The sequence below is a fragment of the Butyrivibrio sp. AE3003 genome (genome assembly GCF_000686065.1).
GTDB lineage: Bacteria > Bacillota > Clostridia > Lachnospirales > Lachnospiraceae > Butyrivibrio > Butyrivibrio hungatei_A.
Map to the genome: position 1 here is coordinate 728529 of NZ_JMLX01000001.1, position 19634 is coordinate 748162.

Genomic DNA, 19634 nt, shown 5'->3' on the forward strand with positions numbered 1-19634 from the left:
TTCTATAATTATTGTATATTTTTGGGGAAGGTATACGCTATGGATTTAAAAGAGATTCTTAATGAACTTTTGATGGAAGATAAAACGTTCCTTAGAATTCCCGTCGGAAGCGGAACTTTGGAAATATATAAGTCCGTTGTCCTGACATGGGTGGTTATGCTTGTTTTGTTTATTCTTATGCTAATCCTTACAAGGGATTTTAAGGTACATAATATTTCAAAACGCCAGGCTGCGGTTGAAAGCTTTGTGTTATGGATAAGAGGTGTTACCGGCGGAATGCTGGGAGAAGAGGCAATGGGATATGCCGATTATATTGCTACGGTGCTTATATTCATTGCTTTTTCCAATATGGTCGGATTATTTGGTGTTGTACCTGCGACCATGGATCTTAACGTGACGATAGCGCTTTCAATCATGAGCATTATTCTTGTTGAAGCCGCAGGCTTTAAGAAGAAAGGTCTCAGGAACTGGCTCAAAGGCTTTGCACAGCCAATGGCTGTGATCGCACCCATGAATGTTTTGGAGCTTCTTATAAGACCGTTGTCTCTTTGCATGAGACTTTTCGGTAATATTCTCGGAGCTACGGTTATCATGGAGCTTATCAAAGCTGTCGCACCGGTAATCGTACCGGCAATGTTTAGCTTGTATTTTGACATATTTGACGGAGCAATCCAGGCATATGTCTTTGTCTTTTTGACGTCATTATACATTAAAGAAGCCGTTGAATAATACGGCACAAGGAGGAAATAAAATGGATTTAACAGCAATAGGAGCAGCTATAGCTGCATTCACAGGATTAGGAGCAGGACTTGGTATCGGTATAGCTACTGCAAAAGCTACAGATGCGGTTGCAAGACAGCCGGAAGCTGACGGTAAGATAATGAAGCTTCTTCTTTTGGGTTGTGCACTTGCAGAGGCTACAGCTATCTACGGATTTGTAGTTGCTATTATGATTATTATTTTCAAATAATTATCGACAAAAAGGGGTTACGACGTGTTAAATGTAGATTGGATACAAATTGGTTTAACTATATTTAATCTTTTGTTTTTGTATTTGCTGGCGAAAAAATTTCTTTTCGGCAGGGTCGACGCTATTCTCATGCAGAGAAGAGAAGAAGTGGACAGCGCTACAAAAGCGGCAGATGCCGCTAAACAGGAAGCGTTTGAGACCAAAAAAGAATATGAAGAAAAGATTGCTCATGTTGATGAAGAGAAAGAGCAGATCCTTGGCGACATCAAGAAGCAGGGATATGCGGAATATGAGCGTATTGTTAATGACGCCAGGAAAAAGGGCGATCAGATTATTGTTGAGGCTAAGCACAATGCCGAAGTTGAGAATGAACGTGCCAAAGAGGTATACGCAGCTCAGCTTACAGATATGGTTATAGATGCGGCATCCAAGATTGCCGCTACCAAGCACAGTGCTGCCGACGACAAAGAATTATACGACAAATTTATAAACGAAGCCGGAGCAAAGAATGAGTGAATTATTGAAAGCTAAACTGCGCTACGCGGGCATTGCTCCCAGTGAGGAACAGCTTTCCAAGATAAAGGGAATACTCCTTAAGAAGTTTGACGTTCCGGAAATTGATATGGAACTTGTTCAGGACACTTCTATCGGAGGCGGATTCATCGTATCATGCAAGAACTTTGAATACGACTGGTCCGATGCGGGAAGAGCAAGGCAGCTTCGTGCAGAATTAAATAACTTAAGCAGGAAGACCGGAGACAGAGAAACCGGCAAGATCATCAGCATGCTCAGCAGCAAAGTTGAGAACTTTGATCTTGCAATTGGTGACAGAGAAGTCGGAACGGTAACCTGGGTTGGAGACGGAATCGCTAATATCGACGGTATCGAGCATGCTTTCTATGGCGAGATCATCGAGTTTGAAGGCGGAACCAAAGGTATGGCCCAGGATATACGTGAAGATCACATCGGATGTATCCTGTTTGGTAACGATACAGGCATCAGACAGGGAACAAGAGCTGTCAGAACTTACAAGGAAGCCGGAATACCTGTCGGAGAAGCATTTATCGGAAGAGTAATAGATGCTCTCGGAACGCCTATTGACGGACTTGGAGATATCAAGGAATCCGGATACAGACCGGTTGAACAGCCGGCACCCGGAATTATTGAGAGACAGTCCGTAAACGAGCCTATGGAAACGGGAATCTTGTCTATTGATACCATGTTCCCTATAGGACGCGGACAGAGAGAGCTTATTATCGGTGACAGGCAGACCGGTAAGACATCGATTGCCCTTGATACCATTATTAACCAGAAGGGCAAAAACGTAATATGTATATATGTTGCGATCGGTCAGAAAGCATCTACCGTTTCAAAGATCATACAGACACTTAAGAAGACGGGAGCTATGGACTATTCGATAGTTGTAAGCTCAACAGCTTCAGATATGGCGCCGCTTCAGTATATTGCGCCGTATTCAGGAACAGCAATGGCTGAGTATTTCATGCATCAGGGTAAGGATTGCCTTATTGTTTATGACGATCTTTCCAAGCATGCCGTTGCATACAGAGCAATCTCGCTTCTTCTTGAGAGATCGCCGGGAAGAGAAGCGTATCCCGGAGATGTATTCTATTTGCACTCAAGATTGCTTGAGAGATCAAGTAAGCTTTCATCGGAGCTTGGAGGAGGTTCAATTACTGCACTTCCTATCATTGAGACGCAGGCGGGTGATGTATCTTCATACATTCCTACCAATGTTATATCTATTACGGACGGACAGATCTTCCTTGAGAGTGACCTGTTTTTTGAAGGAATGAGACCTGCCGTTAATGTAGGACTTTCCGTATCTCGTGTAGGTAGCGCGGCTCAGACCAAAGCAATGAAAAAAGCAGCGGGAAGTATAAGAGTGGATCTTGCACAGTACAGAGAAATGGCTGTGTTTACACAGTTTAGTTCAGACCTTGATGAGACAACCAAGAATCAGCTTGCACACGGAAATGTTCTTATGGAACTTCTTAAGCAGCCGCTTGAGCAGCCGCTTGCAATGCATGAGCAGGTAATCATTCTGGTTGCTGTAGGTGCGGGCAGACTTGATATGATCCCTGTTAAAAAAGTCAGGGAATACAAAGAAAGACTTCTTGCTTATTTTGATACGGAACAGGGCGATATCTGCGAAGAACTTTCTAAGAGCAGAGATTTGTCCGATCAGTTAAAGAAGAAAATTCTCGAAGCCGTTGATGAATTTAACGACAGCGAGAACAAGAGACTTAAGGAAGAATTGGAAAGTGGCGACCATTAAAGAAATCAGGGATCGTATAAACAGCGTAAACGATACCAGAAAAATTACAAATGCGATGTATCTGATCTCTTCTACAAAGCTTCGAAGGGCGAAAAAGATGCTCACTGATACCGAGCCGTTCTTTTTTTTCCACTCAGGCAATGATCTCACGTCTGGTAAGACATTTACCGGAAGGGGTTGATAATATCTTCCTGGAGACGAGGCTTGAAATCCCCGAGGATGAGCGAAGGAGAGGATACATCATCTTTACTGACGACAAGGGACTTGCCGGTTCTTATAACCACAATGTCATAAAGCTTGCCGAAGAGAAGATTGCAGCTGATAAAGGGGACTGGAAACTCTTTGTCATAGGTGAGGTCGGCCGTTTTCATTTCCTTTCCAAGAATTTTGATATTGAGGAATCATTCATGTTTACGTCGCAGAATCCCACTCTTCACAGAGCAAGGAAAATAGCTGCGGAGATTCTTGATTATTACTATTCGAGAAAATTGGACGAGTTCTATATTATTTATACGACTGTTCACGGAACAAAGATTGATACTAAGTTTGAAAAGCTTCTTCCTCTTGAGATCATTACCGACATCAAGAGAGAAAAACCGGTGACCGGAGCCATGCTCGAAGAGTTCCTTATGGAGCCAAGCCCTTCGGCAATCCTGGATAATATAGTTCCCAATTATGTTACGGGCTTTATTTATGGAGCATTGGTTGAGGCTTTTTGCAGTGTTCAGAGTGCCAGAATGATGGCGATGGATTCCGCGAATAAGAATGCGGAGGCAATGATCGCCGAACTTCAAAGAACCTATAACAGGCAGAGACAGGCAATGATAACTCAGGAAATAACTGAGGTTGTCAGCGGGGCGAAAGCTCTTAAGAATGCCAAAAAAGCCAAAGAGAGAAACAAAGATAAGCAGAAAACGAGGAATTACAGTTGAAAAACGGTAAGATTTTGCAGGTCATGGGACCTGTTGTAGACGTAAAATTTGAGGACAGCGATCTTCCTTATATCAGTGATGCACTCTTTGTAATGGTCGAAGACCAGAAGCGTGTCATGGAAGTTGCACAGCATATCGGTGACAACGTTGCGAGATGCATCATGCTTTCTCCCAGTGAGGGACTGAGCAAAGATATGGAAGTTTATCTCACGGGTGGACCTATCAGTGTTCCTGTAGGAGAGGAAGTCCTTGGAAGATTGTTTAACGTTCTCGGAGATACGATTGACAAAAAAGGTGACGTGAAGACATTGGAAAAATGGAATATTCACAGAGAACCACCGAGGCTTGTCGATCAGAGCCCCGTAGTTGAGATCCTTGAGACGGGAATAAAGGTTATCGATCTTCTTGCACCTTATGCAAAGGGCGGAAAGATCGGACTTTTCGGTGGTGCCGGTGTAGGTAAGACCGTCCTTATCCAGGAACTTATTCAGAATATCGCGACGGAGCACGGCGGATATTCAATCTTTACGGGAGTTGGAGAAAGATCACGTGAAGGTAACGACCTTTGGAGTGAAATGAATGAATCAGGCGTTATTAATAAGACAGCGCTTGTGTTCGGCCAGATGAATGAGCCACCCGGAGCAAGAATGCGTGTTGCGGAGACAGGTCTTACAATGGCGGAGTATTTCAGAGATGTAAAGCACCAGGATGTACTTCTTTTCATAGATAACATATTCAGATTTGTACAGGCGGGTTCAGAGGTTTCTTCGCTTCTTGGAAGAATGCCTTCGGCGGTTGGATATCAACCTACTCTTGCAACAGATCTTGGTATGCTTCAGGAGAGAATTACTTCGACCAGACTTGGATCGGTTACATCCGTTCAGGCAGTATATGTGCCTGCGGACGACTTAACGGATCCTGCTCCTGCGACGACATTTGCGCATCTTGATGCTACGACGGTTCTTTCACGTAAGATCGTTGAGCAGGGTATTTATCCTGCGGTCGATCCTCTTGAATCTTCAAGCAGAATCCTTGAAGAGGACATTGTCGGAAAAGAGCATTATGAGACTGCGATCAAGGTGCAGGAAATACTCCAGAAGTACAAAGAACTTCAGGATATCATCGCAATCCTCGGTATGGAGGAACTTAGTGATGAAGATAAGATTACTGTTTACAGAGCAAGAAAGATTCAGAGATTTTTGTCTCAGCCTTTCCATGTTGCTGAACAGTTTACGGGTATAAAAGGAAAGTTTGTACCTCTTGCCGATACCATTAAAGGCTTCAAGGCCATTATTGACGGTGAGATGGACGAGTATCCTGAAGCTGCATTTTTCAACGTCGGTACTATTGAGGAAGTCGTTGAAAAAGCAAAGCAGATAGAGGCATAAAATATGAATGGTAATAAGGTAATGACCTTCGGACTGAGGGTAATTTCCGTCAACGGAATATTTTATGACGACAGGGCGGAAGAGATCATTTTACCTTGCGCAGACGGTGAGCTCGCCGTACTTGCCAATCATGAGGAAATGATCCTTGCGTTATCTGACGGTGTGATCAAGATTAAAAAGCCCGGTGGGGAGTGGCTTTATGGTGTGGTTAGTCTTGGTTCTGTTCAGGTTGCAAACAACAGATGTATCGTGCTTGTAAATACTGTAGAGAAACCCGAGGATATCGACAAACAGAGAGCTAGGGAGGCTTATGAATTCGCGATGGAACATTTGCAGCAGAAGCAGTCCATTAAGGAATTCAAGAAATCACAGGCCGGTCTTGCAAGAGCGCTTACAAGACTTAAGGCTGCATCAAAATACGTTGATTGATATGGAGATTGTTTTGGAAAAGAAGAGAAAATTCAAGATTGTTAATGTTGTTTTTAGTATGACATTTTTTATGGTGTTAACAATTATGACGGGGTGTGGGAAGAAAGAGAATAGTGCTCTTTCTGCGTATAAGACAAGTATGTCGGAGTTTTACGACAAACTTGCGGAGTATGACAGTTCGATAAACGGTATAAATCCTGATTCCGACTCTGCAAAAGAGGAACTTCTCGGTTACCTTGATGAGATGAATGAGGCTTATAAGGCTATGGGGGATCTCAAAGTTCCAAATGAATTTTCAGGTATTGCGGATATTGCATCCGAGGCAAAAGATTATATGCAGATGGCGAATGAATGCTATCACAAAGCATATGACAATGAGTTTGATGAAGAGAGCTTATCTCTTGCAAGTCAGTATTACGAACGTGCAAATAAAAGAACCTTCATAATGTTGCAGGTTCTTCACGGGGAAAATCCCACGGATGAAGGCGTTTCGGTAACTACCGAAGATGCATTCAAATTTGCCACTATTAGTGACGATGACGAAGCTGAAGAAACAGAAGAAGTTACAGAAGATACAGAAAGCACTGAGTAATATCAGTGCTTCTTTTCTGAAATGGCCAAAATAATGAAAGAAAACAAATTCTTATATCTTGTAAATTTTATAGCATGCATGCTGGTTATCGTGATACATACAAGGTTTCCCGGAAACTTTGGAACAGCGATGGATGCCGTAAGCAGAATAGCGGTGCCTTATTTCTTTGCACTATCCGGAAGATTTCTTTTACGAGACGGGGATGAAGATACAGATAAGATAAGGGAAAAGAGCGGAAGATATATCGTTAAGTTACTTAAGATAACGGGGATTGTCTATGCCGTTTATTTTGTATTTTCTCTTTTAATTCATATTTATCTTGGCGATTCGATCAAAGAGTGGCTTGTATCCAAATACTCTCTGAAGGAAGCGCTTTGGTTTGTACTTTTTAATTCCGGTACTTTTGTTTATGACTCTGTATTTACGTTCGATCATATGTGGTTTCTTTTTGCACTCATTTATGCAATCGGACTGATCTATATATTTGCGGGAGTTCTCAGAAAATGGTACAAATGGCTGATCGCAGGCCTTCTTTTTATGTTATATTTTGGAGAGGCGCTTCAGACTTATTATCCGATAAGGCCTTTTGATATCAGCATTACAACGTGGTATGTTATGAGAAACTGGCTGTTTGTCGGCCTTCCGTTTGTGCTTACAGGAATTCTTTTATCTGATATTTTCAGGAAAAAGAAACAGGAATACGGCGATTCTTATGTTGAAGTGATGGCAAAGAAAAAGCCCGTATTTATTCTTATGATCGCGGCAGGGATAGCCTGTTCGGTCGCAGAGACTTTTATTTTTGGGAAAAAAGAAGTCTATATAGGCTCGCTTATAGCTGTTATCGGAATATTTCTTTTGTCCGAGTGCGAAGCCGGTTACGGAAAGTTTCTGTATAAGATTGGTAAAAAGAGTTCCGATGTAATTTACTATTATCATGTACTTGTTATTGCGGTACTTGATAGATTATCATACAGTGGGGTGATTCCTTATCCGTCAATGTGGGTTAAACCTGTGTTGGTGATGATATTGTGCTTGATGTTTTTTTTATGTTGCCCCGATAGTTTTTGAGCAAAAGATTTGTGTAAAAGGAAAATGATCTATGACCAGAGAAGAATTTTTGAAATTTAGCGAAGACAGGATAATATTTCTTGACGGAGCTACGGGATCCAATCTCATTAAAGCGGGAATGCCGGTCGGAGTGTGCCCTGAAGACTGGATTCTTAATCATAAGGATGTAATGAAAAAACTTCAGAGTGCATATGCAGATGCGGGCTCTGATATTGTCTATGCCCCCACTTTTACGGGAAACAGGATAAAGCTTGCAGACTATGGCTTTGAAGGAAGAATTGAAGAAATAAATTCCGAACTGGTCAAGCTTTCCAAGGAGGCGGTCGGCGAAAGAGCGCTTGTTGCAGGCGACCTTACCATGACGGGAAAGCAGCTTAAGCCTATTGGCGACCTTGATTTTGAAGAACTTGTAGATGTTTATAAAGAACAGATAAGAATACTTGAGAGCGCAGGATGTGATCTTCTTGTTGTTGAGACGATGATGAGCCTTCAGGAATGCAGAGCTGCGCTTATTGCGGCAAAAGAGGTGTCCGATCTTGCGGTAATGGTTACTCTTACTTTTGAGGCGGACGGAAGAACGCTCTTTGGTTCGGATGCTGCGGCAAGTGCAATAACATTGGAAGCTCTCGGCGCATGTGCGATAGGTGCGAACTGCTCGACGGGACCCGATAAGATGGTTGAGATCATTGGAAATATGGCTTCTGTAACAAGTATTCCGATCATTGCAAAACCTAACGCAGGACTTCCTTCAGTCGATGAAAACGGAAACACCGAGTATGACATGGACTGCGAAACTTTTGTAATTGAGATGGAGAAGCTTATAAATGCGGGTGCATCTGTCCTTGGTGGATGCTGCGGAACAACTCCCGACTTTATAAGAGGACTTAAGGAAAGATACGGCGATCTAAAGCCTTCTACGATAAGAGATGATGAAGGAAATCCCATTCGCAGAAAAGATGCTTCAAAGAGATATCTATCTTCAGAAAGAAGCAGTCTGTCATTTGGAATGGACGATCTTTTCATGATAGTAGGTGAGAGAATAAATCCTACAGGTAAGAAGAAGCTTCAGGAACAGCTCCGCGAGGGCAATCTTGATATGGTCATCGACTTTGCCGAGAAACAGGAAGAAGACGGAGCGTCTATTCTTGATATCAATGTCGGTATGAGCGGAATTGATGAAAAGGGCATGATGCTCACGGTTATGGAGGAAGTTACTTCCATAACAGATCTTCCTCTTTGCCTTGATACGAGTAGCGCGGAGGTTATGGAAGCGGCTCTCAGAAGGTATCCGGGAAGAGCGCTTATGAATTCCATATCACTTGAGAAGGGTAAAGCCGAGGTATTTCTTCCGATTGCGAAGAAATACGGAGCTATGTTCATCCTTCTTCCGCTTAATCCGGAGGGGCTTCCCAAGAACACCGAAGAGAAGATTGGCAATATCGTTAAGCTCTCCGAGATGGCAAAAGATATGGGCATGACAAAGCAGGACATTGTTGTTGACGGTCTTGTTGCGACAGTCGGAGCGGATCCCGCTGCGGCGCTCAATACGCTTGATACAATTGATTATTGTTATAAAAACGGTTTCGCTACGATATGCGGACTTTCAAATATTTCATTCGGACTTCCTCAGAGAAGTAACGTAAATACGGCATTTTTGACCATGGCAATAGAGAAGGGACTTTCGATGGCAATTGCCAATCCTTCTCAGGAAATGCTGGTAAATGCAGCGTTTGCATCAGACCTTCTTAAGAAGAAAGAAGGCGCCGATCTTCGCTACATCCGGAGGATGCAAAGATATGAAATGAAGAATGAAAGTGGTGCACCTTCGGGAAAAGAGGTTAAAATCACCACTAACTCTAATGAAGACATTCTTGATATAATAAAAAAAGATGTGCTCACGGGTTCTAAGCGCAGCATCGTTAAGAACACCGAAAAAGCCGTGAATATGGGAATCGAGCCGAGGGTTATTCTGGACACTGTCCTGATGCCTGCGATCAACGAAGTGGGTGACCTTTTTGACAAGGGCAAATACTTCCTTCCGCAGCTTATAGCCGGAGCTGAGGCGATGAAACTTTCAATCGCTTATCTTGAGCCGCTTCTTAAAGGCGACGATGATGACGGCAAGGAACTTCCTGCAATTGTTATTGCTACTGTGCACGGAGATATTCACGATATAGGTAAGAACCTGGTAGCACTTATGCTTAAAAATTACGGATTCAATGTGATCGATCTTGGAAAAGATGTGCCCAAGGAAGAGATAGTAAAGGCCGCAAAAGAAAATAACGCCAGCATAATCGCTCTTTCCGCACTTATGACCACAACAATGAAAGAGATGCGAAACGTTGTCGACCTTGCTCATGAAGAAAATCTTGATTCCAAGATAATAATAGGGGGTGCCGTTGTGACTCCCGATTACGCGGAAGAGATCGGAGCGGACGGATATTCAACCGATGCCGCAGATGCAGTGAGACTGGTAAAACAGATTTTAAGCATAGACTAATAGAATAGATTTTGGAGGAACGACATGATAGGAGCTGAGGCTATAGTAAAATGCCTTGAAAAAGAGAAGACAGAAGTTGTATTCGGTTACTCGGGAGTTGCGATTGATCCATTTTGGAACAAGATTCTCGAATCTGACATCAAGAGAGTACTTATAAGAACCGAGCAGAACGCCGCACATTGCGCAAACGGATATGCAAGGATCAGTGGTAAGGTTGGTGTCTGTGCCGTGACTTCGGGCCCCGGTGCCACAAATCTTATTACAGGTATTGCAACGGCTTATGCCGACAGTATTCCTCTTGTTGCTATCACAGGTCAGGTAAACAGCGACATGATCGGAAGTGACGTTTTCCAGGAAGCTGACATTAGCGGAGCTGTCGAGTCTTTTGTAAAATACAGTTATCTTGTAAGGGATGTTAATGATATTCCCAGAATTTTTAAAGAAGCTTTTTATCTTGCGGGAACAGGCCGAAAGGGACCTGTCCTTATAGATATTCCTTTTGATGTGCAGAATGCGCAGCTTGAAGGAAAGTTTAGTTATCCCGAGACAATTTCCATGAGAACCTATAAGCCCACCGTTAAGGGAAATATGGTTCAGATAAAGAAAGTAATAAAAGAAGTTGAGAAGGCGAAGAGACCTATTATCTGTGTCGGAGGCGGTGTTCACTTAAGCAAGGCGACCGCTGAGATCAGAGAGTTTGCTGAGCTTAACAGCGTGCCTGTTGTTTCTACAATGATGGGTATCGGCGTAATGCCTACAGAACATCCTCTGTATTTCGGAATGGTCGGAAATAATGGCCAGAGCTATGCAAACAGGGCGATGAACGAGTCGGATCTTCTTCTTATGGTAGGTGCGAGAGTTGCTGACAGAGCGGTCAACAGACCGGATCTTATAACCGAGAATAAGGTTATGGTCCATATTGATGTTGATCCTGCCGAGATCGGTAAAAACGTCGGACCTACGATCCCGCTTGTAGGTGATATTAAGCATATTTTTGCAGATTTCCTTGAGCAGGATGAGCATGCGGACGATCACTCGGAGTGGCTTGATGTTTTAAACGGTTACAAGAAAGATGCGGCTGTTAAGACTAAGCCCGCAAAGAGCGGATATATAAAGCCAAAGGATTTCATCGTAAGACTCTCAGAGCTTATGAAGGACGATGCGATCTACGTTGCGGACGTAGGACAGAATCAGATGTGGTCCTGTGCATATCATATAGTAAAGAATGGCAGATTCATTACATCAGGCGGTATGGGAACTATGGGATATTCAATCCCCGCAGCCATGGGCGCAAAACTTGTAGATAAGAAAAAACAGGTTGTTGCGGTTACCGGCGACGGTGCCTTCCAGATGTCGATGATGGAACTTGCAACAATGAGACAGTACGGAATAAACGTAAAGATTGTTGTCATGAAGAACGGTTTCCTTGGAATGGTAAGAGAGCATCAGCACTTTGCTTATAATGACAATTATTCCATGGTTGAACTTCAGGGTGATCCCGATCTTTCTCTTATTGCCGCAGCATACGGAATGGAATATGAGAAGGTTGACGGAAATAGTGACATAGACGCCGAGATCAAAAAGTTCTTAAAGGACGATAAGTCGGCTCTTATGGAAGTCTGTGTAGATCCCATGGAACTTACAAAAGAGAAGTGATGATCGCTGTCACATATGATATTAGATAAGGAGCCCAGATATGAAGCGTATTTATTCAGTTCTTGTAGAAAACAGAGCAGGTGTCCTTTCCAAGGTATCCGGTTTGTTCTCGAGAAGAAATTTTAATATTGATTCACTTGTTGTAGGTGAGACCGCTGATAAGAGCGTGTCCTGCATGACAATTGTCTCATCGGGAGATGAGCGTACGATCGAACAGATCGAGAAACAGCTCAACAAGAAAATAGATGTCATCAAGGTAAAGACATTTAAAGAGAGTCTTAGTATAAACAGAGAGCTTATGCTCATCAAAGTAAAATACAATAAAGAAAACAGAAGAGACATCATGGAAAACTGTGAGATCATGAATGCTCAGATAGTTGATATGTCAAAGAATATGATGATCATTCAGATCTGTGATACGTCTGAAAGAATAGAACTCTTTATCGAAATGCTCAGAAGTGTAAGTATTGTCGAGATTGCGCGCACCGGGACGGTTGCTCTTACAAAATGCAAAGAGCAATAACGGCTTAAATCCGTCAATACAGCGCTTTATCGAGTTGAATCGGTAAAAATTTAAAGTGAAAAAGAAAAACTTGTTGAACAAGTGTGCTTGTAGTGCTACAATGCATATAATTGGTTAAAAAAAGGGTGCATATTTATCCTGAAATAATCAAAGGAGCAGAAAGTAAAATGCAGAAAAAAGTATTTCAGCTTCTCGTAGATAATAATCCCGGCGTTCTTTCGAGAATTTCGGGTTTGTTTTCAAGAAGAGGATATAATATTGAGAGTATCACGGCCGGTGTAACAGCAGATCCCAGATACACAAGAATCACTATAGTGGCTTCGGGAGACGACGTCATACTCGATCAGATTGAGAAACAGGTTGGCAAATTGGTGGATGTCAGAGATATTCACGAACTTATGCCTTCGGACAGTGTTTACAGAGAACTTGCCATGGTCAAAGTTAAGGCGGCTGCCGAGCAGAGACAGAGTATTCTTGCTACGGCAAATGTCTTCAGAGGAAATATTGTCGATGTCAGCGTTGATTCGGTCATCGTTGAGATTACAGGAAACCAGTCCAAGATTGATGCGTTCCTTAAACTTCTTGAGGGATATGAGATTCTTGAGCTTGCAAGAACAGGAATTGCGGGACTCGGAAGAGGAACAGACAAGGTCATTTACTTAGATGACTGATGATTAATTATTGATAATATATGATTTTGATCTTTCAAAATATATATAAACTTTTAAAACCTTAAAAGGAAAAACGGAGGAAAAAGAAATGTCACAGGATGCACGTATTTTTTATCAGGAAGATTGTAACCTTTCATTATTAGAGGGTAAGACTATTGCAATTATCGGTTATGGTTCACAGGGACATGCTCATGCACTTAACCTTAAAGATTCAGGATGCAACGTAATTATCGGTCTCTACGAGGGATCAAAGAGCAAGGCTAAGGCTGAGGCTCAGGGACTTAAAGTCTATAATACAGCAGAAGCTGCTAAGATGGCTGATATCATCATGATCCTTATCAATGATGAGAAGCAGGCTAAGATGTACAAAGAGGACATCGAGCCCAACCTTCAGCCCGGCAACATGCTTATGTTCGCTCATGGTTTCAACGTACACTTCGGACTTATCAAGGCTCCTAAGGATGTAGACGTTGCTATGATCGCTCCTAAGGCTCCCGGACACACAGTTCGTTCAGAGTACCAGGCAGGAAAGGGAACACCTTGTCTTGTTGCAGTTGAGCAGGATGCTACAGGTAAGGCGCTTGATCTTGCACTTGCTTACGGTGCAGGAATCGGTGGAGCAAGAGCAGGTCTTCTTGAGACTAACTTCAGAACAGAGACAGAGACTGACCTCTTCGGTGAGCAGGCAGTTCTTTGCGGCGGTGTTTGTGCACTTATGCAGTGCGGTTTCGAGACTCTTGTTGAGGCAGGATATGATCCCAGAAACGCTTACTTTGAGTGTATCCACGAGATGAAGCTCATCGTAGACCTTATCTATCAGTCAGGTTTCGCAGGAATGAGATATTCAATCTCTAACACAGCTGAGTACGGTGATTACATCACAGGACCTAAGGTTATCACACCTGAGACGAAGAAGGCTATGAAGCAGATCCTTAAGGACATCCAGGATGGAAGCTTTGCTAAGGAATTCCTTCTTGATATGTCAGAGGCAGGCGGACAGGTTCACTTCAAGGCTATGAGAAAGCTTGCATCAGAGCATCCCGCTGAGAAGATCGGTGAGGAGATCAGAAAGCTTTACAGCTGGAACAATGAGTCTGATAAGCTTATCAACAACTAATCCGTATATAATTGAAATTGTTTCAAAATAGGGATAATATAGAAAGAGTGTCGTTTATTTAAATGGCGACACTCTTTTTTCTTTAGATTAAGCATTTTTTTATATACGAGGAGATTATATTGGATACTGGATTGGAAACTACTAATACTAAGAAAAAAATTACAGAAAAAAGCTGGTATGTGCCTGTGGTAATGTTTCTTAGCGCATACCTTATGTATGTGATCGCTGTACTTCCGATTCTCATCAAGAGAGGAATGCCATTCTTTTACTATGGTGACTACAATGTACAGCAGATCCCGTTTTATATCCTTGCACACAGAGCGGTACGAAACGGACAATTCTTTTGGAACTGGAATGTCGATTTAGGCGGAACAATGTTCGGAGATTTTGCATTTTATCTCTGGGGAAGTCCGTTCTTCTGGCTGACCACTCTTTTTCCTGAGAGTGCGATACCTTTCATGATGCCTTTTCTGATGGCACTTAAATATGCTGTATCGGCAACATGTGCTTATCTGTATATCAGAAAATATGTACATAAGTATACCTATGCCATGATCGGTGGCTATCTCTATGCCTTTTCAGGATTTAACGCATGCAACATAGTGTTCAACCATTTTACGGATGCAGTTGCATTCTTCCCGCTGTTCCTTTTGGCATTTGACAATCTCATGAATGTGCCTGCAAAAGAAGACGGTAAGTTTAAGTTTGCAGGAAAGCCGTTTGTATTATTTGCGCTTATGACTGCTTTTATGTCTATCGTGAATTACTACTTTTTCTTCGGACAGGTTGTTTTTCTGGTTATCTATTTTGTTATCAGATATGTCGATCTTGAAGATAAAGAAATCGTTGCGGTCAGATTCGGAAGAGCATTCACTGCGGGAGTTGTGGGAGTTTTGTTTGCCGGATTTTTCCTTATGCAGGCTTTTGTCGGTGTTCAGGGCAACACAAGACTTGATAATTATATAAACGGCTATGATATGCTTGTTTATCCAAGTGAAAAGCTCCTTTTTGATATCGTTAAGAGCCTTTCAATGCTTCCCGACATCATCGGAAAGGGAACGCTTTTCTATACCGGAACCGTTAAGAATGCATCTCTTGCGGCTTATATTCCTTTGTTCGGAATTTCAGGCGTTATAGCATTCTTTTTACAGAATAAAAAGAAAAAGACCTGGCAGAAGACGCTTATCACGGTATGTGCGGTTATAGCAGTGGTGCCTGTATTAAATGCGGCATTTTCTATGTTTAACAGTTCATATTACGCAAGATGGTTCTATATGCCCATCCTTATCATGTGCCTTATGACTTCAATGGCTGCTGAGCGTGGAAAGTCAATACAGATGAAGAAAGGCGCCGTTGCTGCGGTTATAATGTTTCTGTTCTTTGTTTTTGTATACCTACTTCCTTCCAAGAATGACAAGGGAGATATTGTATTCTTCAACATGACTGAGAATGTTCACATCTTTTTTAAGGATCTTCTATGGTCTTCAATTCTGTCATTTATGCTTTTGGTTACGATATTCCTTATCCCGAAGCGCTTTAAATTTGAGCAGAAGATGTTTGAAGAAAAGAAAGTAAGAATGCACATCAGCTTCAGAGATCATCTTGTTCTCGGAATTGTAATCGTAAGCTGTGTTCTTTCTACATATGTTCCCATCGTCAACGGAAGTTCCATCATTTCCGACAGGGGAAAAGAAAAGTGGCAGAATCAGATGCTCTTTAACAAGGTTAATGTTGATCAGTCAAGCTTCTGCAGAGGCGAAGTTGACAGCACATCGACCAACTACGATATGGTCTGGGGAATACCTTCGATTCATTGCTTCTTAAGTACGGTTCCATCTGAGATCTTTGATTTCCTTGACGGCGCTGCAGGAATCACAAGAACCGTTGAGACCAATATTCCCGTAAACAGAGCAGGTATCCGTTCAATCTTATCTGCAAGATATTACATGGAAAATGAGCAGGTTAGTAAGAACAGGCTCTTCAATGACGGCGAAGGTACGGAAGGATATTCATTCCGCGATAATCAGGACGGATTTGACGTATTTGAGAATTCAAATTACATCCCGATGGGATTTGCGTATGATTACTACATAACCGAAGATGAGTGGGGCGACCTCGATCCTGCGGATTATGACTATGAACTTGCAAGAGTCCTTATCCTTTCAACTGAAGATGCGGCCAAATATGCCGATTCACTTGGAATGGAAGAGATGAAGTCTGAGGAATTGTCAAATGCAAGTTTGACTTACAGCAAGTTTACGGAAGAGTGTAAAAAGAGAGCACAGACCGCATGTACATCATTTACAACCGATACATACGGATTCAGCGCAAAGACAGCCAATCTCGAGGAAGGAAGACTCGTATTTTTCTCGGTTCCTGCGACAGAAGGCTTTAGCTGTACGGTTGACGGACAGGATACGGATATAGTAAAAGCCGATTACGGTCTTATGGCTATTCCTGTACCTGCGGGAGTTCATGACATCAGAGTTACCTACACACCTGAAGGATTCAAGGCAGGCCTTGCAATGTCGATTGTGGGAGCGGCTTTATTGGTGATTTATTCGATCTATACATTAAAAATTATCAAGAAAAACGATTAAATTTGTCATGTTCTTTATGTTAGAACGTTGTGTTATATTTAGTAGTATATTTTTGATTATAATTAATTGAAGGAGATTACAATATGAGCGGAATGACTATGAGCCAGAAGATATTGGCAGCCCATGCCGGACTTCCCGAGGTAAAAGCAGGGCAGCTTATCGAGGCTAATCTTGATCTTGTTCTTGGCAATGACATTACAAGTCCCGTTGCTATTAACGAGATGGCTAAATTTACAAAGGACGGCGTGTTTGACAAAGATAAGATCGCTCTTGTCCCCGATCACTTTACTCCTAACAAGGATATTAAGTCTGCAGAGAACTGCAAGTGCGTAAGAGAATTCGCAAGAAAGAATAAGATCACAAACTACTTTGAAGTAGGCCAGATGGGAATTGAGCATGCGCTTCTTCCCGAGCAGGGACTTACGGTTCCGGGTGATCTTATCATCGGCGCAGATTCACATACATGTACATACGGTGCGCTCGGCGCATTCTCAACAGGTATCGGTTCTACCGATATGGCTGCCGGAATGGCTACAGGTAAGGGATGGTTCAAGGTTCCCGGTGCCATTAAGTTCAATATCATCGGAAAGCCCTCAAAGTGGGTTAGCGGTAAGGATGTTATCCTTCATATTATCGGTATGATCGGTGTTGACGGAGCTCTTTACAAATCAATGGAGTTTGTCGGCGAAGGTATTAAGAACCTTACAATGGATGACAGACTTACAATTGCAAATATGGCTATCGAAGCAGGCGGAAAGAATGGTATTTTCCCTGTTGATGATATTGCAAAAGAATATCTCAAGGAGCATGCTCCCGGTAAGGAGTATACTGTTTATGAAGCAGATCCGGATGCTGAATACGATGAGGAGTATACAATTGACTTAAGCACTCTTAAGCCTACAGTTGCTTTCCCTCATCTTCCCGAGAATACACATACATTTGATGAGATTGAAGATACCAAGATCGATCAGGTTGTTATCGGATCTTGTACAAACGGAAGAATCGGAGATCTCAGAACTGCTGCCGAAGTTATTAAGGGAAGAAAGATTGCGCAGGGAATCAGATGTATCGTTATCCCCGCAACTCAGAAGATCTTTTTACAGGCTATGGAAGAAGGACTTATCAAGAGCTTTGTTGAAGCCGGTGCGATCGTATCAACACCTACCTGCGGCCCTTGCCTTGGCGGATATATGGGTGTCCTTGCTTCAAAAGAGAGATGCGTTTCTACAACAAACAGAAACTTTGTCGGCAGAATGGGTGCAATAGATTCTGAGATTTATCTTGCTTCTCCGGCTGTAGCCGCTGCAAGTGCGATCACAGGAAAAATTTCACAACCCGCTGAACTTGGATTATAAGGAGAATAGAAAATGAAGGCTGCAAAAGGTACAGTTTTTAAATATGGTGATAATGTAGATACAGACGTAATCATTCCTGCCCGTTATCTTAACAGTACATCGGGTGAAGAGCTTGCAAAGCACTGCATGGAAGATATCGATAAGGACTTTACAAAGAATGTTAAAGCAGGAGATATCATCGTTGCCGAGAAGAATTTTGGCTGCGGATCTTCAAGAGAACATGCGCCTCTTTCAATCAAGTGTGCCGGCGTAAGTTGCGTTATTGCAAAGAGCTTTGCCAGAATCTTTTATAGAAACAGCATCAATATCGGACTTCCCATCATTGAATGTGAGGAAGCCGCAGATGCTATCAAGAACGGAGATATTGTAAGCGTAGACTTTGACTCCGGCATCATCACGGATGAAACAACAGGGGAGAAATTCCGTGGACAGGCTTTCCCTGAATTCATGCAAAAGATAATTGATTCTGAGGGGCTTATCAATTATATAAACTCATCGGAGGAGAAATAAAAAATGAACAGATTATTCTGCGTGATTCCTTGTTATAACGAACAGGAAGTATTACCTGAGACATCTAAAAGACTAAAGGAAAAAATAGAAGACCTTGTCGGAAGAAAGATGATCGCTCCCGACAGCAGGATTCTTCTGGTAAACGACGGTTCAAAGGATGAAACATGGAATATAATTAAAAAACTTCATGAAGAGGATGAAGTCTTTCAGGGAATAAATCTTTCAAAGAATATGGGGCATCAGAACGCTCTTTTGGCAGGACTTATGACTGCCAAGGATCTTTGTGATATGGCCATTTCTCTTGATGCGGATCTTCAGGACGACATTAATGCGATCGATGCTATGATTGATAAATTCAACAAGGAAGATTGCGAAGTTGTATACGGAGTAAGATCTAAGAGAACTACGGATACCTTCTTTAAGAGATTTACCGCTGAATCATATTACAAGCTTATTGATGCAATGGGTGCAAAGACAGTCTATAACCATGCGGATTACAGACTTCTTAGCAGAAGAGCTCTTCAGGCTCTTTCCGAGTTTGGGGAAGTTAATCTTTTCCTCAGAGGAATTGTTCCTATGCTCGGCTTTAAATCTGATATTGTATATTATGAGAGAGCTGAGAGATTTGCGGGAGAGAGTAAGTATCCTCTTAAGAAGATGCTCAGCTTTGCGATTGAGGGAATCACAAGTCTTAGTACAAAACCTATAAAGATGATAACAGGACTTGGTTTCTTTATTTTCTTTGTAAGTATCGCGGTGTTTGTATATTCGCTTGTCAGACACTTTACAGGTCAGACTATTCAGGGATGGACAACTACAGTTTTGTCTGTTTGGGCAATAGGTGGACTTATCATGATCTCTCTTGGTGTAATAGGAGAGTATATTGGCAAGATTTATCTTGAGACCAAGAATCGTCCGAGATTTATTATCGAGTCTTATGTCGGTGACAAAGAAGATGAAGAAATTGCTGATTGCGTATATAAGCGTTAAACTTTTGCATAAACTTTTTTATGAAACGGAGATAGAA

General features: G+C 42.2%; 17 protein-coding genes and 1 pseudogene. All 18 read left to right on the forward strand.

Annotation, left to right across the window (positions count from 1 at the left end; translation table 11 throughout):
- The first annotated feature begins 39 nt into the window (after nucleotides 1-39).
- The 18 genes and pseudogenes from CD00_RS0103535 to CD00_RS0103620 all read left to right on the forward strand — a co-directional run bounded on the left by CD00_RS0103535 (nucleotide 40) and on the right by CD00_RS0103620 (nucleotide 19597).
- The gene (locus CD00_RS0103535) at nucleotides 40-729 is read left to right on the forward strand and encodes a F0F1 ATP synthase subunit A (protein WP_051199075.1); all 690 of its coding nucleotides are present in this window, start codon (nucleotides 40-42) and stop codon (nucleotides 727-729) included.
- A gap of 22 nt (nucleotides 730-751) precedes the next feature.
- On the forward strand, nucleotides 752-970 hold the full coding sequence (gene atpE / locus CD00_RS0103540; protein ID WP_026654672.1) for an ATP synthase F0 subunit C: 219 nt from the start codon (nucleotides 752-754) through the stop codon (nucleotides 968-970).
- A 24-nt stretch (nucleotides 971-994) separates the two neighbouring features.
- Nucleotides 995-1486, forward strand: a complete 492-nt coding sequence (locus tag CD00_RS0103545; protein ID WP_081670596.1) for a F0F1 ATP synthase subunit B family protein — start codon at nucleotides 995-997, stop codon at nucleotides 1484-1486.
- Between the two features lie 268 nt (nucleotides 1487-1754).
- Entirely contained in the window at nucleotides 1755-3266 is a 1512-nt protein-coding gene (gene atpA / locus CD00_RS17095; protein WP_051594274.1) for a F0F1 ATP synthase subunit alpha, read from the forward strand.
- Nucleotides 3253-4198 (forward strand): annotated as a pseudogene (gene atpG, locus CD00_RS17100) (ATP synthase F1 subunit gamma). The gene atpA and the pseudogene atpG overlap by 14 nt, the downstream one beginning before the upstream one ends.
- Nucleotides 4195-5586 carry a F0F1 ATP synthase subunit beta gene (gene atpD, locus CD00_RS0103560; protein WP_026654675.1) on the forward strand — a complete coding sequence of 464 codons (1392 nt, stop codon included), beginning with the start codon at nucleotides 4195-4197 and terminating at the stop codon, nucleotides 5584-5586. The pseudogene atpG and the gene atpD overlap by 4 nt, the downstream one beginning before the upstream one ends.
- A gap of 3 nt (nucleotides 5587-5589) precedes the next feature.
- A complete protein-coding gene (gene atpC / locus CD00_RS0103565; RefSeq protein ID WP_026654676.1) occupies nucleotides 5590-6015 on the forward strand; it encodes an ATP synthase F1 subunit epsilon in 426 nt (141 codons plus the stop codon).
- A 13-nt stretch (nucleotides 6016-6028) separates the two neighbouring features.
- Complete coding sequence (locus CD00_RS0103570; protein ID WP_034468357.1) at nucleotides 6029-6607, forward strand: hypothetical protein; 579 nt, start codon at nucleotides 6029-6031, stop codon at nucleotides 6605-6607.
- A gap of 33 nt (nucleotides 6608-6640) precedes the next feature.
- The gene (locus CD00_RS0103575; protein WP_026654678.1) at nucleotides 6641-7675 is read left to right on the forward strand and encodes an acyltransferase family protein; all 1035 of its coding nucleotides are present in this window, start codon (nucleotides 6641-6643) and stop codon (nucleotides 7673-7675) included.
- 31 nt (nucleotides 7676-7706) lie between these two features.
- Nucleotides 7707-10175, forward strand: coding sequence for a homocysteine S-methyltransferase family protein (locus CD00_RS0103580; protein ID WP_026654679.1), 2469 nt, complete (start codon nucleotides 7707-7709; stop codon nucleotides 10173-10175).
- Nucleotides 10176-10199: 24 nt separating this feature from the next.
- Complete coding sequence (ilvB, locus tag CD00_RS0103585; protein ID WP_026654680.1) at nucleotides 10200-11831, forward strand: biosynthetic-type acetolactate synthase large subunit; 1632 nt, start codon at nucleotides 10200-10202, stop codon at nucleotides 11829-11831.
- Between the two features lie 40 nt (nucleotides 11832-11871).
- Nucleotides 11872-12354 (forward strand): acetolactate synthase small subunit, encoded by a 483-nt coding sequence (ilvN, locus tag CD00_RS0103590; protein ID WP_026515331.1) that lies wholly within the window; start codon nucleotides 11872-11874, stop codon nucleotides 12352-12354.
- A gap of 167 nt (nucleotides 12355-12521) precedes the next feature.
- Complete coding sequence (gene ilvN, locus CD00_RS0103595) at nucleotides 12522-13025, forward strand: acetolactate synthase small subunit (protein ID WP_026654681.1); 504 nt, start codon at nucleotides 12522-12524, stop codon at nucleotides 13023-13025.
- A gap of 88 nt (nucleotides 13026-13113) precedes the next feature.
- Nucleotides 13114-14142: a ketol-acid reductoisomerase gene (gene ilvC / locus CD00_RS0103600; RefSeq protein WP_026654682.1), complete on the forward strand. Its 1029-nt coding sequence runs from the start codon at nucleotides 13114-13116 to the stop codon at nucleotides 14140-14142.
- A 119-nt stretch (nucleotides 14143-14261) separates the two neighbouring features.
- Nucleotides 14262-16742 carry a YfhO family protein gene (locus CD00_RS0103605; RefSeq protein WP_026654683.1) on the forward strand — a complete coding sequence of 827 codons (2481 nt, stop codon included), beginning with the start codon at nucleotides 14262-14264 and terminating at the stop codon, nucleotides 16740-16742.
- An 83-nt stretch (nucleotides 16743-16825) separates the two neighbouring features.
- Nucleotides 16826-18097 (forward strand): 3-isopropylmalate dehydratase large subunit, encoded by a 1272-nt coding sequence (gene leuC, locus CD00_RS0103610; RefSeq protein WP_026654685.1) that lies wholly within the window; start codon nucleotides 16826-16828, stop codon nucleotides 18095-18097.
- A 12-nt stretch (nucleotides 18098-18109) separates the two neighbouring features.
- Nucleotides 18110-18607, forward strand: coding sequence for a 3-isopropylmalate dehydratase small subunit (gene leuD, locus CD00_RS0103615; RefSeq protein ID WP_026654686.1), 498 nt, complete (start codon nucleotides 18110-18112; stop codon nucleotides 18605-18607).
- A 3-nt stretch (nucleotides 18608-18610) separates the two neighbouring features.
- The gene (locus CD00_RS0103620) at nucleotides 18611-19597 is read left to right on the forward strand and encodes a glycosyltransferase family 2 protein (RefSeq protein WP_026654687.1); all 987 of its coding nucleotides are present in this window, start codon (nucleotides 18611-18613) and stop codon (nucleotides 19595-19597) included.
- Nucleotides 19598-19634: the final 37 nt, after the last annotated feature.

Excerpts from the sequence above, each read along its gene's own strand:
- CD00_RS0103535 (WP_051199075.1), top strand. The coding sequence starts at position 40 with ATGGATTTAAAAGAGATTCTTAATGAACTTTTGATGGAAGATAAAACG.
- atpE (WP_026654672.1), top strand. The coding sequence starts at position 752 with ATGGATTTAACAGCAATAGGAGCAGCTATAGCTGCATTCACAGGATTA.
- atpA (WP_051594274.1), top strand. The coding sequence starts at position 1,755 with ATGCTCAGCAGCAAAGTTGAGAACTTTGATCTTGCAATTGGTGACAGA.
- atpC (WP_026654676.1), top strand. The coding sequence starts at position 5,590 with ATGAATGGTAATAAGGTAATGACCTTCGGACTGAGGGTAATTTCCGTC.
- CD00_RS0103575 (WP_026654678.1), top strand. The coding sequence starts at position 6,641 with ATGAAAGAAAACAAATTCTTATATCTTGTAAATTTTATAGCATGCATG.
- CD00_RS0103580 (WP_026654679.1), top strand. The coding sequence starts at position 7,707 with ATGACCAGAGAAGAATTTTTGAAATTTAGCGAAGACAGGATAATATTT.
- ilvB (WP_026654680.1), top strand. The coding sequence starts at position 10,200 with ATGATAGGAGCTGAGGCTATAGTAAAATGCCTTGAAAAAGAGAAGACA.
- ilvN (WP_026515331.1), top strand. The coding sequence starts at position 11,872 with ATGAAGCGTATTTATTCAGTTCTTGTAGAAAACAGAGCAGGTGTCCTT.
- ilvN (WP_026654681.1), top strand. The coding sequence starts at position 12,522 with ATGCAGAAAAAAGTATTTCAGCTTCTCGTAGATAATAATCCCGGCGTT.
- ilvC (WP_026654682.1), top strand. The coding sequence starts at position 13,114 with ATGTCACAGGATGCACGTATTTTTTATCAGGAAGATTGTAACCTTTCA.
- leuC (WP_026654685.1), top strand. The coding sequence starts at position 16,826 with ATGAGCGGAATGACTATGAGCCAGAAGATATTGGCAGCCCATGCCGGA.
- leuD (WP_026654686.1), top strand. The coding sequence starts at position 18,110 with ATGAAGGCTGCAAAAGGTACAGTTTTTAAATATGGTGATAATGTAGAT.
- CD00_RS0103620 (WP_026654687.1), top strand. The coding sequence starts at position 18,611 with ATGAACAGATTATTCTGCGTGATTCCTTGTTATAACGAACAGGAAGTA.